This window comes from Microbacterium esteraromaticum, from assembly GCF_017303215.1.
Taxonomy (GTDB): Bacteria; Actinomycetota; Actinomycetes; order Actinomycetales; family Microbacteriaceae; genus Microbacterium; species Microbacterium esteraromaticum_C.
This window is the reverse complement of record NZ_JAEMWU010000001.1, coordinates 1,483,521-1,497,996: the sequence shown is the minus strand read 5'-3', so window position 1 is coordinate 1,497,996 and position 14,476 is coordinate 1,483,521. Positions and strand designations below refer to the sequence as shown.

General features: G+C 69.4%; 10 protein-coding genes. 5 read left to right on the top strand and 5 right to left on the bottom strand.

Annotated features, from left to right (window positions below; genetic code table 11):
* Positions 1-57: 57 nt before the first annotated feature.
* Entirely contained in the window at positions 58-1,458 is a 1,401-nt protein-coding gene (locus JF543_RS06785) for a phosphotransferase (protein ID WP_206823397.1), read from the top strand.
* Here JF543_RS06785 and JF543_RS06780 read toward each other — a convergent pair.
* Positions 1,404-4,919 carry a UvrD-helicase domain-containing protein gene (locus tag JF543_RS06780; RefSeq protein WP_431522693.1) on the bottom strand — a complete coding sequence of 1,172 codons (3,516 nt, stop codon included), beginning with the start codon at positions 4,917-4,919 and terminating at the stop codon, positions 1,404-1,406. The genes JF543_RS06785 and JF543_RS06780 overlap by 55 nt on opposite strands.
* Positions 4,883-8,149 (bottom strand): ATP-dependent helicase, encoded by a 3,267-nt coding sequence (locus JF543_RS06775; RefSeq protein ID WP_206823395.1) that lies wholly within the window; start codon positions 8,147-8,149, stop codon positions 4,883-4,885. Before JF543_RS06775 ends, JF543_RS06780 begins: the two co-directional genes overlap by 37 nt.
* Positions 8,150-8,297: 148 nt before the next feature.
* Here JF543_RS06775 and JF543_RS06770 point away from each other — a divergent pair, with 148 nt between their 5' ends.
* Positions 8,298-8,522, top strand: coding sequence for a DUF3107 domain-containing protein (locus tag JF543_RS06770; protein ID WP_179411329.1), 225 nt, complete (start codon positions 8,298-8,300; stop codon positions 8,520-8,522).
* A 1-nt stretch (position 8,523) separates the two neighbouring features.
* On the top strand, positions 8,524-8,811 hold the full coding sequence (locus tag JF543_RS06765) for a hypothetical protein (RefSeq protein ID WP_206823393.1): 288 nt from the start codon (positions 8,524-8,526) through the stop codon (positions 8,809-8,811).
* A gap of 191 nt (positions 8,812-9,002) precedes the next feature.
* Here the strand turns inward: JF543_RS06765 and JF543_RS06760 are convergent, their stop codons facing one another.
* Positions 9,003-9,713, bottom strand: coding sequence for a ferritin-like fold-containing protein (locus JF543_RS06760; protein WP_179411331.1), 711 nt, complete (start codon positions 9,711-9,713; stop codon positions 9,003-9,005).
* 236 nt (positions 9,714-9,949) lie between these two features.
* On the opposite strand from JF543_RS06760, the gene JF543_RS06755 reads away from it, so the two are divergent.
* The gene (locus tag JF543_RS06755) at positions 9,950-11,476 is read left to right on the top strand and encodes a DEAD/DEAH box helicase (protein WP_179411332.1); all 1,527 of its coding nucleotides are present in this window, start codon (positions 9,950-9,952) and stop codon (positions 11,474-11,476) included.
* 10 nt (positions 11,477-11,486) lie between these two features.
* Here JF543_RS06755 and JF543_RS06750 read toward each other — a convergent pair whose 3' ends face one another.
* Both JF543_RS06750 and JF543_RS06745 read right to left on the bottom strand, forming a co-directional pair.
* Positions 11,487-12,389, bottom strand: a complete 903-nt coding sequence (locus tag JF543_RS06750; RefSeq protein WP_206823391.1) for a DUF817 domain-containing protein — start codon at positions 12,387-12,389, stop codon at positions 11,487-11,489.
* A gap of 85 nt (positions 12,390-12,474) precedes the next feature.
* A complete protein-coding gene (locus JF543_RS06745) occupies positions 12,475-13,353 on the bottom strand; it encodes a PHP domain-containing protein (protein ID WP_179411334.1) in 879 nt (292 codons plus the stop codon).
* Positions 13,354-13,407: 54 nt separating this feature from the next.
* Between JF543_RS06745 and JF543_RS06740 the strand changes: the two genes are divergently transcribed.
* Positions 13,408-14,430, top strand: coding sequence for an endonuclease/exonuclease/phosphatase family protein (locus JF543_RS06740; RefSeq protein WP_179411335.1), 1,023 nt, complete (start codon positions 13,408-13,410; stop codon positions 14,428-14,430).
* Positions 14,431-14,476 lie beyond the last annotated feature (46 nt).

The window sequence follows — 14,476 nt, the reverse complement described above, 5'->3', positions numbered from 1 at the left end:
CGCGGCGCGGGCGTGGCGCGAGCACACCGGCGAGGCTGCAGACCTACCCTGGAGAACATGGCACGCTCTCCTTTCACTCTAGTGGCGGCGGTCACCGCGGCTCTGCCGGGCGCTGAGGTCGTCGGCGCCCGCGCGCTGACCTCGGACGGTGACGGAAGGTTCGATTCCGCGGTGGCGACGCTCGCCGACGGACGCGAGCTGGTGATCCGTGTCGCAGAGGACGACGCGGCCGCGCTGGAGCTCGCCGAGGAGGCGCTCGCGCTGCGGGCGCTCACCGCGGGCGCCCGCGAGATGCTGCCGTTCCGGGCGCCGACGCACGTCGGTGAGACGCGCGTCGGCGAGGCGCGGGCACAGGTGACCGATCTGATGCCGGGCTTCCAGATCGATGCACCGTTGATTCCGGCGGGGCCCGGTGCTGCGGTGTCGATCGGTGAGACGATCGCCGCGGTGCACGCCCTGCCCGAATCGGTGGTGCGCGCTGCGGGACTCGCGATGCACGATGCGACGACCGTGCGTACCGAGGTGCAGCAGATGATCGATCGTGCCGCGGCCACGGGTCGGGTCCCTGGGCGGTTGACCACGCGCTGGCGCGATGCCGCCGCCGATGACGACCTGTGGCGCTTCGAGACGACCGTGGTGCTGGGCGGAATGCAGGCGCAGTCGTTCCTGTTCGAGGACGATCCGGACGCGGGCCCGCGAGTCATCGGAGTGCTGGGCTGGCGCGGCTTGGCCGTCGGCGATCCGGCCGAGGACCTCGGGTGGCTCTCGGGCGCTCCCGAGGCCAGCGCCGACGTGCACGACGCCTACACGGCCGCATCAACGCGGGCGATCGACGACGCGTTGCGGGTGCGGGCCCGCCTGCATGCCGAGCTGGGCTTTGCCCGGTGGCTCGTGCACGGTGCCGAGCTTCGCCGTCCGGAGATCGTCGAGGACGCCGCCGCGCTGCTGGAGTCGCTCTCCGACGGTCTGCGGAACGACGACCTGCGCGTGGTCGCCACCTACACCGGTGGTGTGGATTCTGCACTCGATGTGCTGGATCAGGTACCCGAGACGGTGGCCGCGTCGGTCGACACCTCGATGCAGACCGACGCGTACCGCCCGGAAGACCTCGTATGGCACACCGATGCCGGCGACGAGGATGCGGATGCTGCCGAGGACGAGAACGCCGCGGCGGAAGACTCTTCAGCCGATCGGCCGTCGTGGGAGGAGCCGACGCAGGACCTCACCGGCGCCGCGCGCCTGGCCGAAGCGGACATCGACTCCCCCGAGACGACAGCATCGGATGCCGCGGGCGAGCCCACTGCCGTACGCCACGGAGACGGCGAGCACGCAGACGCCGACCAGGGTAAAACCGAGCACAGCGACGAGTCCGAGCACAGCGACATGGACTCCGCGGAGGAGGCTCAGCGTGCGGCGCGCGCGGCGCTCCAGCGCTGGACCAACTCGGGTTCCGAGTAGACGCGCTCCCCGCGGATGACGAGGTCATCGGCGACGTAGTAGAGCGCCACGTCGATCTCTTCCAACGGCACGCCGAAACGGCGGTGGTAGGCGAGACGGTAGAGGGCGAGCTGCAGCATCCGCTCTTCGCGTTCCTCGGCGTTGCGCGGTGCGCGTCCGGTCTTCCAGTCGACGATCTCGATGCGTCCGCCGCGGTCCTCGCGGCGGTACACCGCGTCGAGTTTGCAGATCACGATGTGGCCCCGAGCGTCGGTGGCGCCGCCGAAAGCGAAGTCGATCTCGATCTCGACGGCGATCGGCTGCAGCCCGGCCCATTCGCTGCGTTCGAACGTCTCGCGCAGTTGCGCCAACGCGCGCTCGTCGTCAGAGGCCCCCTCGGCGACCATCTCACCGAAGGGCGCGGACGTGTCCGGAGCGTCGGCGTCGATCTCCCACAGCGCCCCTTCGGGATCGGAATGCGCCCCGACCAGTCCTGAGCGCTGTTCGACCCAGGCGTGAAACAGCGTGCCGATACGGGTCTGCGTGTACGGACGCTCGGGCATCGGACGCCCGAGATCGCGCAGCGTGCCCCGGTAGTCGGTGACCCAGTCCTTGAACCGTGACGCCGGCACGCGCACCGGCGCTTCCTCGGCTGTTCCCACCAACCGCTCCGCTCGCTCGGCGAGGAGACGCTCCAACTGGGCGGACGGCGTGACGACGACCTCCGACGAATAGGCCGCGCGGGCGTGCTGCTCGGCGTGCGCTACCCGGGAGCGACGGTCGCCCAGGGCATCCATCGGCCAGCTCCGGGTCAACCCCGGCCCGTCATAAGGGTTCTCCTCGGGATCGACCGGTGCGATGTCGTCGAGGCCGAGCACCTCGATCGCCTCACGCAGGAACGGGCTGGGCACGCGCGGTTTGGTCTGCCCGGCCCAGTGCGCGCCGGTGAGCAGCAGGTCCTGCCGCGCGCGGGTGACCGCCACATAGGCGAGTCGCCGTTCCTCCTGCTGCTGATACTGGCGATAGGCGTTCTTGAAGCGTCGCAGTGCCCCGCCCTGCGGGTAGGCCTTGGTAACGCCCGCGGCGAGCGCATCAAGCGCCGCTTTGTGACGCTTGGCCGGCGTATCACCCGCCGCGTCCATCTCGGCCTGTGGATCCCAGTGGAACACCGGAAGCGCATCGCGATCGCCACGCAGAGCGAACGGCACGACCCCGAAGCCGAACCAGCCCGCGGTGTCTTGAGCGCGACCGGGCAGTTCGTCCTCGACGAGACGCGCCACCGCGACGGCGTCCCATTCCAGTCCCTTCGAACCATGGATGGTCAGCAACTGCACGACGCCCGGCTCGGGCGGCTCGGGGCGCGGCATGAGCTCGTCGGTGCTCTCGGCCTTGGCGAGCCACGCCAGCAGGCTGCCGATCGTGCCGCGGTCGTCGGCGCTGAGGAACGCGCGCACCTCATCGGCGAACGCGCGCAGCTGCGTGGCGGCCACACGTGCAGGGCCGCGGGATTCGTTCGCCGCCAGCTCGATGTCCAGGCGCAGCTCGAGCTCGATCAGGCGGATCAGCTCGGGAATCGGCAGGCCCGCCGAACGCCGCAGCCGTTCGAGGATCTCACCGGCCTCGCGCAGCCGGCTTCGCCCCTGTGGGCTGATCCCTTCGAGCACGCGATAGTCGTCGGGCGTGCCGCGCACGAAGTCGACGGCGTCGACGATCGACACGGCCTCGTCGGCACCGCGCGATGAGCGCAGCCGCTCTCGCACCTCGTCCGAGAGCGGCGAGAGCGAGGCGTCGCGCCCGGCGAGCACATCGGCGAGGTCGTAGAGGGCGGCCATGTCGGCGACGCCGATCGCGAACCGCGGACCCACCAGCAGTCGGATCAGTGCCGATCCTGCGGTCGGGTCATGGATGACGCGCAGCATCGACACGACATCGACGACCTCGGGGGTCGACAGCAGCCCGCCGAGCCCGAGGATTCGGTGCGGGATACTGTGGCGCGACAGCGCTCCGGCGAACGTCTGCATGTGCCGCTTCGAACGGAACAGGATGGCTCCGGTGTGGGCACGATCGGCTCCGGACGCGGCGTGCGCCGCGCGCCGCTGTCCGAACCACTCGGCCACACACTCCGCCTCATCGTCGACGGTGTGCGGAAAGAGCACCTCGACCCGCCCCGCACCCGCACCGGGGCGCGGTTCGAGCGCGGGAACGTCTAGTCCCTCGCGCTGCAGCGGTTCGAGCACACGGTTGGCGACGTCGAGGATGCGGGTGTCATTGCGCCAGCTCGTCATCAGGCTGTACGTCGTGGCCGACTGCTCGTGCGCGAACGAGCGTCCGAACGCGTACAGGTTGTCGGCGCTCGCTCCGCGCCAGCCGTAGATCGACTGGTGCGGGTCGCCGACCGCCATCACGGCGCTGTCGCGGAAGAGCGCCGCGAGGAAGCGCGTCTGAATCACCGACGTGTCCTGGTATTCGTCGAGGAGCACCACACGATGCTGCTCGCGCAGTTCGGAACGCACATCGGGGGCCGTCTCGACGATGTCGAAGGCGCCGCCGACCTGATCGGCGAAATCGAGCACGCCCCGGCGGTGCTTCTCGGCGATGTAGTCGCGCACCAGACGCACCAGCACCGGCATCCCCAGCAGGTTGACCGCGGCGGTCTCGACGTCGCGGTTCGTGCGGTACGGCTCGAAGGCGGCGGCCTGCGCCGTCGTGATGCGCTCGATCTCGTCGAGGTCGGCGCGGTGATCGAGAACGTCCGCGGCGAGCTTCTGCACGGCGTCGATGAGGGAACCGAGCGACCGTTCGATCTCTTCCAGTCCCGGCAGGTCGGCGCGCAGCACGACCGCTCGGGCGATCAGCCAGGATGCCGATTGGCTCAGCATCGCTGCCTCGGGGTCACGGCCGATCCGCGCGGCGTGCTCGCGCACGATGCTGTCGGCGAAGGCGTTGTACGTCGACACGCGTGGTCTGACGAGCAGGTCCTCGGCCGTGCGTGCTGTGCGCGGATCCCAGCCGGTGTCGAAGCGCTCGGCCAGGTCATCGAGCACCTGTGTGCGCACCGTATCGCGCTGTGCTCCCGCTGCCGCGTCGTGCACCCGGCGCAGGGCGTCGGTGCGCACGATCTCGGGCAGGTGCGGCAAGAGGCCACGACGACCGAAATGATCGATCATCTCCAGTCGGAGGCCGATGCGCTCGGCGAGCTCACCGGCCGCTTTGCGGGTGAAGGTCAGGCCCAGCACCTCGTCCGGACGCACGTGGCCGTTCGCGACCAGCCACACCACGCGCCCGGACATCGTCTCGGTCTTTCCGCTGCCGGCACCGGCGACCACGAGCGCGGGCGCGGGCGGCGCATGGATGACGCACTGTTGTGCCTCGGTGGGGACGGGCAGCCCGAGCGCGAGGGCGATGTGCTCGGCCGAGATCTCGGACGGCCGCGCCCACGCGGCGCTCACGCGCTCACCGCCGGCACGGTGTGGATGTGACACGGTGTGACGCGCACCTGGGTGTCAGCGCAGTGCGTCTCGACCTGGGCGGTGAAGCTGCTGGCGGCCATTCCGCGACCGGCATCCGCGACGCGGCGCAGAAACGCTGCCCGTGCGTCGTCATCCAGGGTGTGCTGATGGGCGACCCGGTAGTTCGCCTTGCCCACCGTCTTCGATACGATCACCAGCCGGGCTCCGGCCAGAGCCTCGGCTGGCGCGTCGTCGAGCAGCCCCTCCTGCACCGCGACCTGATAGGCCGCCAGTTGCGCGTGCTCGAGCACATTGGCTTCCGTGTCGGGTTCGTACTTGCCCGTCTTGAGGTCGACCACGATCACCCGTTGCTCTCCGTCACCATCACCCATCCGCTGCCATTTCTGCCCCCGCGCAGGAGCATGCTCGCCGCCGTCCACCGGGTAGACCTCCACGCGGTCGATCACGCCGCTGACCAGCGCACGCGGACGCTCGACGATGACCGTCGCATCCGCTCCACCGGGCGTCGTCGCCGTAGCATCCGCAGCAGGTTCGGTGGGAAGCGCCTGCGCCTGCGCCGTCTCGAGATCGACGGTGAATCGGAACCGCGCCTCGGCGCCGACGACCCGCCCCCCGTCGCGAGCGACCTCGCCGACGTAGTCGTGCACGCGCTCGACGTAGAGGTCGGCGCGGCGACGTTCCTTGCGTCCGATCCACGCGGTCTCGAAGTCGAGTTCGGGCCAGTGCTCGTCAACGATGGCCCGCATGGCGTCGAGCGCGCCATCGGGCACCTTCTCCATCGCCTCGTGCACGATCGTTCCGATGCCGGCAGAGGGCGGGGCGACGGTGTCGCCCCCGAGCGACGAGATCACCCAGTTCAATCCGCATTCCTCGAATGCCTCCAGACGTGAGGGCGACACGCGCACCGGTGCCGCGTCGAGGTCGCGCAGCGGCGCCGTGGTGGACGGCGGAGTGAGCCCGTACCACTCGTCGGGAGCGGCTCCGGGAACTCCGGACTCGGCGAGGACCCGCAGTTGTCCGGCAGCGTGCGCGAGGTCGGCGGGGTCGTCGGTCGTGCTCAGCGCACGACGATGGCGGGCGACGAGGCCGCGCAACGTCAGCGGGTGCGCGTAGCGCTCCTCGTCGTGCTCGGCGGGCGGCGCCGGCGGCAGGAACGAGAAGAACGGGCTCGGCGACATGTCGTCGTCATCCACCGCCGTCACGACCAGGCGCGTGCGTGCCCGCGATACGGCGCGCACGAACAATCGCAGCTCGTCGTGCAGTGCAGCGCGCCGCCGATCGAGAATCCCGGGTACCTCCTCGGGCAGGCCGTCCCGCGCAGCCGTGATGGCCTCGGCGAGCCGCCACGTCTCGAGCATTCCGCCACGCAGCCGAACGTTGGGCCAGATGCCGTCCTGCACCCCCGCCACGACGACGGCCTCGAACTCGGCGCCCAGCGCGGTCGCGGGTGTCATCAGCGTGACCAGCCCGGGCCGCTCGGGGGTGGACAGGGTGTCTTCGGGAACCTCACTGTCGAGGATGTCCCGGATGAAGAGTGCGGCCTTCTCGTGCGGCGTGCGCTCGACGAAGCGCTTGGCCGCGGCGAACAGGGCGACGAGACTGTCGAGCGACCGCGCCACCTCGGCTCCGCCGGGCTGTTCAGCGGCGGCACGCCAGGCGCTCTGCAACGGTGTTCCGCCGATCGTGCGGGCGCGGTCCCAAACCGTCCAGAGCAGCTCGTGCACCGTCGCACCGGCCGTCGCCGCCTCATGCACCTGGGCGAGGGTATGCGCGAACCGTTGGGCGACGCGCGCATCGGCCGCATCGACGCGGTCGAACGCAACCGGGAACTGCATCGCTTCGCGCAGCAGCTCGCGGGCGGGTGTTGATCCCCCGTCTTCGAGTTCGACATGCCGCAACCGTGCGCGCAGCCGCCGCAGACCCACCGCGTCGAGACCGCCGAACGGCGAGGTGAGCAGTTCGGCGAGCAGATCGGCCTCGCGGTCCTCGGGCGCCGTGAGACCGAGCCGCACCACCTCGGTGATCTCGCGCACGATCCGCTCGCTTCCGAGGGGACGCGGCACACCGGCGGCTCTGGTGGGCACCTCGCGTGCGGCGAGCTCTGCTTCGAGCATGACGATCTGCCGCGTATCGTGTGCGATCACGGCGATCCCGCTCCACGGGATGCCGTCCGTCAGATGCCACTCGCGCAAGGTCGCGGCGATGCGATCGACCTCTTCGTACGGCGACGGCGCGATCAGTGTGCGCACGCCGGCGGTGCGATGCCCGACAACCGGTTCCGTTGCCTCGGGAGGACGCCGGTGATCCACCCGGCCCGCCACACCGATCGCCTGCGTGATGGTACGGGTGAGCGCGGTCAGCTCCGGGCTCTGACGATGCGCCCGGTCGAGCACGAACACCTCGCCCAGCGCCTGCGCGAGGTCGGCGAACAGCTGCGGGCTCGCCCCACGGAACGCACCGGACGAGATATCGGGGTCTCCGAATGCGAGCACCGCGATCTCACGCGCACGCAACGCACGCACCAGGCGGATGCCGCCGCGGGTGAGTTCCTGGGCATCGTCGATCAGCACGACGCGAAGCTGCGCGAGCGGGCCGAGCGAGGCAGCATCCGCCGTGTGCAGGATGCCGGTGGCCTCACCGAGCAGTTCGGGAATGTCACGGTGCGCGACGCGCATGCCCCCCATGACGTCGCGATACTCGTCGAGGAAGTCGGCGGCGGCCTGCCAGGTCGCGCGCCCCGAACGCTCCAGCTCGCCGGGTTCGACGGCCAGTTCAGTGCATTCGGCCAGGAACGCGCGCAGCTCGGAACGGAACGCCTTCGATGCGCGCACGCCGGGGCTCAGCGCCTCGGGCCATTCCCGGAGGCCGTCCTCGGCGTCGCCCGCGAGCAGGTCGGCGAAGATGCGGTCCTGATCGGCGCCGGTCAGCAGCGCCGGCGGGTCGTCGCCGCGGTGCACCGTGACACCACGCACGATCTGAAAGGCGAACGAGGCGAGCGACCGCGCCAGCGGCCCCGGCGTCGCCTGATCGATGCGCACGCCGATGCGGTCGCGCAGCACCGTCGCCGCCTGCCTGCTCGGGGTCAGAACCAGCATCTGTTCGGGGCGCAGCCCCGAGTCGAGCAGGTGCACGACACGGTCGACGAGAGCCGTCGTCTTGCCCGTGCCCGGTGCGCCGATGACCACCCCGGAGGTCGCCGCCGGCGCGTCGACGAGGGCCCGCTGCGCAGCATCCTGTGTCATGAGATCCACGCTATCGGCGCGTGCCGACACTCCCCCGGCGCACACCACCGAGCGCTGTGCGCCCCTGGCGAACGCACCGTCTGACGCCGCCTGCCCCGCGGCGCCAGCCGGTAGAGTTGCCGATGTTCGCAGAACGTCAGGAGATCGCGTGGAAATCCGCATCGGCATCGTCAACACCGGCCGTGAGCTCAGCTTCGAGACCAGCAGCAGCGCCGACGAGGTGCGCAAGCAGGTGACCGAGGCGCTCGAGCAGAACGCGAGCCACCTCAGCTTCGCCGACGCCAAGGGCAGCTCGTACATCGTGCCCACCGCGAACCTCGCGTACGTCGAGCTCGGCAGCGAAGAGTCGCGCCGGGTCGGTTTCGTCGCCTGACATGTACATCCTGCTGGCGCTCATCGCCGCGTGCGCGCTCGGCGTCGCTCTGCACTTCCTGATGCCGCGCCGAGACCTGCGCGGCATCACGGTCACGCCCGCTGTCGCGACGGCAGCGGCCGCCGCGATCTACACGATCATGCAGTGGGCGGGCATCGGCGAGGGCAACGTCTGGCTGTGGGTGGCGAGCATCGGCGGAGGTCTGCTGCTCGCCGGCCTCGCGACGGCCGGTATCAGCGCGCAGCGCGCGCACCACGACCGAGCGCAGAAGCAGGCACTCGGCATCTGAGACCGGCACCGGGCATCCGCCCCGCGCTTCCGGCATCCGTCACGCGTCCGCAGTGTCGGAAATCCCAGACCGAGCGCGTCGCCTGCGGCGTGTCGCCCAACGACACGCCGCGCGCACCGCGACTCGTCTGAGATTTCCCACGCAGACAGAGACAGCGGAATCCCCCGCGACCAAAGCGCGGAAGTCGGATGCTACGAAGCGAGCCCCATGGCGTCCATCCGCCGCGCGTGCGCACCCATCAGCTCGGTGTACACCGGCTCGATACGTGTGTCGTCCGCTTCGAGGCGTCCAGGACGCAGCGCACCTCGGCACACGAGCAACGTGTCACCGACCAGGCGACGCCCCCACATCGACAGCAGTGAACGCCATTCATCGTCGCTCTCGATCGTCTGCTGGATGATCGACACGATCTCACTGCCGCCATCGTCCTCGCGCAGGATCGCGGCGACGCGCTCCCCCGTCTCGCCGTAGCTCGAGGCGAGGGCGAGATAGAAATCGTCGAGCATGCCGGCGGTCAGATACACGGCCAGCAGCGTCTCTTCCTGATGCACGCCGATGGTCTTGCGGCGAAACGCGTCGAGGTTCTCACGAAAGGGCAGCATGACCTCGGTGGGGTCGTCGCCCAGGTCCGAGATGATCGCCACGATGCCGCGGTGCTTGTCGAGCGCCGCACCCGCGGCGCGAGACAGGGCCTCTTTGCGGGCGAGCTCGTGAGTTCCGCGGATGCCACGGGTGAGCGTCTCGAAGTACCCCAGCTGCAGGTAGGCGGCCTGTCCGAGGAAGCGGTTCAGCTCAGGGGCGAGCTCGGCGAAGTCGACGCGGGTCGCGCCACTGCCCTCGCCCTTGCTGCGCAACGTCAGGGTGCGCCGGGCCGGTTTACGCTTCCAGAACCAGTTGACCACGTGATCAGGTTACCGGGCAGGGCCCTCGCCCACCGCACCCCGCATTCTGGCAGCCCGCCACGGGCCGGGCACCACAGGTTTTCTCGGGCTTCCGACTCCCCCTCCGGTAGGCTGGTCGCGTCCTGCCATCGGAGCAGGGCCCCGCGCCTGTGGCAGCATTTGACGGCGTGGATCCGTAACGAGGCGCCGCTGGCACGACAACCGCCGCCCGGGCGCCGGACAGGCAATGACATACCGTGACCTCATTCGCTGATCTGGGAATTGATCAGGACATCGTCGACGCACTCGCCTCGAAGGGCATCGCCGACGCGTTCCCCATCCAGGAGCAGACCATCCCCCTCGGCCTTCCGGGCCAGGACATCATCGGCCAGGCCAAGACCGGCACCGGCAAGACCTTCGGCTTCGGCATCCCCGTGGTGCAGCGCCTCGGCGAGAACCCCGAGCCGGGCGTCAAGGCTCTGATCGTCGTACCCACCCGCGAGCTGGCGGTGCAGGTCTACGAAGACATGGACCTGCTGACCTCGAACCGCTCGACGAGCGTCGTCGCGATCTACGGCGGCAAGGCGTACGAGGGCCAGATCGACCAGCTCAAGGCCGGCGCGCAGATCGTCGTCGGCACCCCGGGTCGTCTGATCGACCTGGCCAACCAGCGTCTGCTCGACCTGTCGAACGCGACCGAGGTCGTGCTCGACGAGGCCGACAAGATGCTTGACCTGGGCTTCCTCGCCGACATCGAGAAGATCTTCTCGAAGGTGCCGCCGGTGCGTCACACGCAGCTGTTCTCGGCCACGATGCCCGGACCGATCGTCGCACTCGCGCGCCGGTTCATGACCAACCCGATCCACATCCGCGCCAACGACCCCGACGAGGGGCTGACGCAGGCGAACATCAAGCACATCGTCTACCGGGCGCACTCGCTCGACAAGGACGAGGTCATCGCCCGCATCCTGCAGGCCGAGGGACGCGGCAAGGCCGTGATCTTCACCCGCACCAAGCGCGCGGCGCAGAAGCTCGTCGACGAGCTGAGCGACCGCGGCTTCAATGTCGGCGGGGTGCACGGCGACATGGGCCAGGAGCAGCGTGAGCGCTCCATGGCCGCCTTCAAGGCGGGCAAGCGCGATGTTCTCGTCGCCACCGATGTCGCCGCGCGCGGTATCGACGTCGACGACATCACGCACGTGATCAACCACACCATCCCCGATGAGGAGAAGACGTACCTGCACCGTGCCGGCCGCACCGGCCGCGCGGGCCGCACGGGCATCGCGGTCACCTTCGTCGACTGGGAAGACCTGCACAAGTGGGCCTTGATCAACCGTGCGCTTGAGTTCGGCCAGCCCGAGCCCGTCGAGACGTACTCGTCGAGCCCGCACCTGTACACCGACCTCGACATCCCCGAGGGCACGAAGGGGCGCCTGCGGACGGCTCCGAAGGCCGAGAAGCCGGCGCAGCGCAAGCAGCGTCAGCCGCAGAAGGCGGCGGATGCTGCCGCTGAGGGCACCGACGAGGGCACCACGCGCCGCCGTCGGCGCCGGCGCCGCAGCTCGCCTGCCGAGCAGGTCGGTGCCACGTTCGTCGAGGGCGCCGAGGGGGCAGAGGCTCAGGCATCCGCTCCGTCGACGGGCACCCACGCGACCGACCGCGACGCCGAGGGTGCGGGCACGCACGACGGTGACGCGACCTCAGAGCACCGCGACGGCAAACCGGCCCCGCAGCGCCGCCGCCGTCGTCGCCGTAGCGGGGGTGCCGCTCCGAGCGGTGCCTGACACCAGATCGTCATCGAGGCCTCTCCTGCTGAACAGGAGGGGCCTCGATCGCTTCCGGGGACGACGCCATCGGCGCGCGCGGTGGATACACCCATGCGACCAGCACCACCGAGATGATCATCAACAGGAACCACGAGCCCATCTTGCTGAGCGAGACGAGCTGCCATCCGGCGACCTGATCCGGGTACACCCATGCTCCGGCCCACGTGCCGATGTTCTCGGCCGCCCAGAGGAACAGGGCGACGCCCGCGAACACGAGCAACAGCGGCAGACGTACGATGCGCACACGAATCCGCGCGTGCATCACGGTGCCGCCCCACAGCACGACAACCGCGCCGAACAGCACCCATCGGGCATCCCACCAGAAGTGATGCGTGAAGAAGTTGACATAGATCGCCGCGGCCACGATCGCAGTCAGCCACCGACGGGGGTAGCGAGAGAAGCGCAGGTCGAACAGCCGGTACACCCGCACCATGTACGACCCCACAGCCGCGTACATGAAACCGCTGAAGAGGGGCACGCCACCGATGCGAAGGACTCCTTCGGCCGCATAGGCCCACGACCCGACATCCGTCTTGAACAGTTCCATCACCGTCCCCGTGATGTGGAACAGCACGATCACCCGCAGTTCTCGCACGGTCTCCAGCCCGAACACCAGCATCGCAACCTGGATGAGCACTGCCGCGAGGGTCAGCGCATCGTTCCGCGCGAGTACGGCGTCATCCGGATAGAGCAGTCGCGCCGCGATGAGCGCCACGAGCAGCGCCGCACCGAAGATGCACGCCCACGCCTGCTTGAGCACGAAGACGATGAACTCGATCGCGGCGACGCGCGCTCCACGGGCGGCCGCATCCTGCAGCATCCGATCGGCGATCGCGTCGATGCGCTGCTCGAGCGCGGTTCCCCATTGCATGGTTCGGACGCTAGCGGCACCACCCGAGCGGCCCCCGGGAACAACCCGACCGTTCGCTGGACTGCCCTCCGTCCGCAGCGCTCGCTCAGGGGTACTGCGGTGCAATCCCCGTCGCGCGGTCGATGAGACGCGACACCATCTCGTCCGTGGTCGTGTTCTCGCCGGGACGGTTCGGCTTGCCCGTCAGACCGTGATAATCACTGGAGCCGGTGACGATCAGGTCGTGTCGCACGGCGAGGTCGCGCAACGTCCGCTTGCCTGCCGCAGTGTTCTCACGATGATCGATCTCGAATCCGGCCAGCCCCTCGGCGATGAGCCGTTCGAGGTAGCTCACCGGTAGCATCCGATCGCGTCCCGCCGTGGCGGGGTGCGCGATGATCGCAACTCCGCCGGCGCGCGTGATCAACCGCACTGCTGTCAGTGGGTCAGGAGCGTAGTGCGGCTCGTAGTACCCGCTGCGCGGGTGCAGGATGCTCTCGAACGCCTCGGTGCGGTCACGGACGAACCCGCGGGTGATCAGCGCGTCGGCGATGTGCGGGCGGCCGACCGTGGCATCCGCGGTGGTGTGCGCGAGCACGTCTTCCCAGACCAGTTCGTAGTCCCGCGAGATGTTGCGCACAATGCGTTCGGCCCGGCCCACCCGGTCGTCGCGGATCCGCGCCGTCTCGGCCGTCAACGCCGGATCGGTCGGATCGAACAGGTAGCCGAGCACATGCACACTGCGCCACTCGTGCTTGGCAGAGAACTCCATGCCGGGCAGGAAGGTCATGCGCAGCGCTGCGGCTGCGGCGGCCGCCTCGCCCCAACCGGTGGTGCGATCGTGGTCGGTGAGCGCGAAGGTGCGCACCCCGTGGGCATGTGCCTGGCGCACGACCTCCGCAGGTGATTCGGTGCCATCGGAGTGGTTCGAATGCAGATGCAGGTCACTCGGCCCCGAGAAGCGGAACGCAGCATCCGACGTCATCCTCTGAGCGTACCGCCAGGGCGGACACAGCCGATTCCCCTAGGCTTTCGTCCGATGCTACGCACGGTCGGAATCCTCATCTCGGTGCTGTTCGCGATCGCGACGGCGATACTCGTGTGGCCGCAGTTCTTCCGGCTCGAGACGACGTTCCCGATCGCGCAGGTCATTGCCGCGCGCCCCGTGCTGATAGCTGCGTTCCTCGTCGTCGCCGTGCTGGCGCTGCTGCTGATGCTCGCCAGGCCGCTGCGCGGCTTCGCAGCATCAATCCTGATCATCGCGTTGCTGGGCGCCGGGGCCAACGGAATCGTGGGTGCGGTGCGAGGTTTCGGCGACGATGCCCTCCCCGCGAAGTCGGATGCCAGCCTGCGCGTGCTCACGTGGAACACCGCCGGCGCTGCGGTTTCGGCCGAGACGATCGCCGGGGTGATCGAGGAGCAGCAGATCGACGTCGTCACCCTCCCCGAGACGTCGGAAGAGGTCGGTGAGCAGATCGCGCTCATGATGCGCGAGTCGGGCAATCCGATGTGGGTGCACCACGTCAACATCCATCCCGATGTTCCTGACGGGCCGCAGGCGTGGCAGACGACGATCCTCATCTCGGCCGAGCTGGGCGACTACTCGGTGATCGAGTCCTCGACGGACGGTACGAGCAACACCGGATCCGTGCCAAGTGCCGTCGCGATGCCCGTCGACGGCGAGGGCCCGACGATCGTCGCGGTGCACGCGATCGCCCCTCGTCTCGCAGCGATGGACCAGTGGCGATCGGATCTCGCCTGGATCGCCGACCAGTGCCCCGAGGGCGACTTCATCCTCGCGGGCGATTTCAACGCCACAGTCGACCATATGGCCGCGCTCGGCATGCATGACGGCACCATGGGGCACTGCCGCGATGCGGCGATCGACACCGGCAACGGCATGGTCGGCACCTGGCCCGCAGACCTGCCCCGTCTGGCCGGGGCGCCGATCGACCACATCATGGCCAGTGAGACGTGGCGGGCGTCCGGGTCGATCGTGCTCTCGGATGCCGGTGGCAGCGACCACCGCGCGATCGTTGCGCAGCTGGAGCCCACGGACTGAGCGCGCCGTAGGCGGCATCTTTGAGAAGCCGTTGTATCGCCCGTGA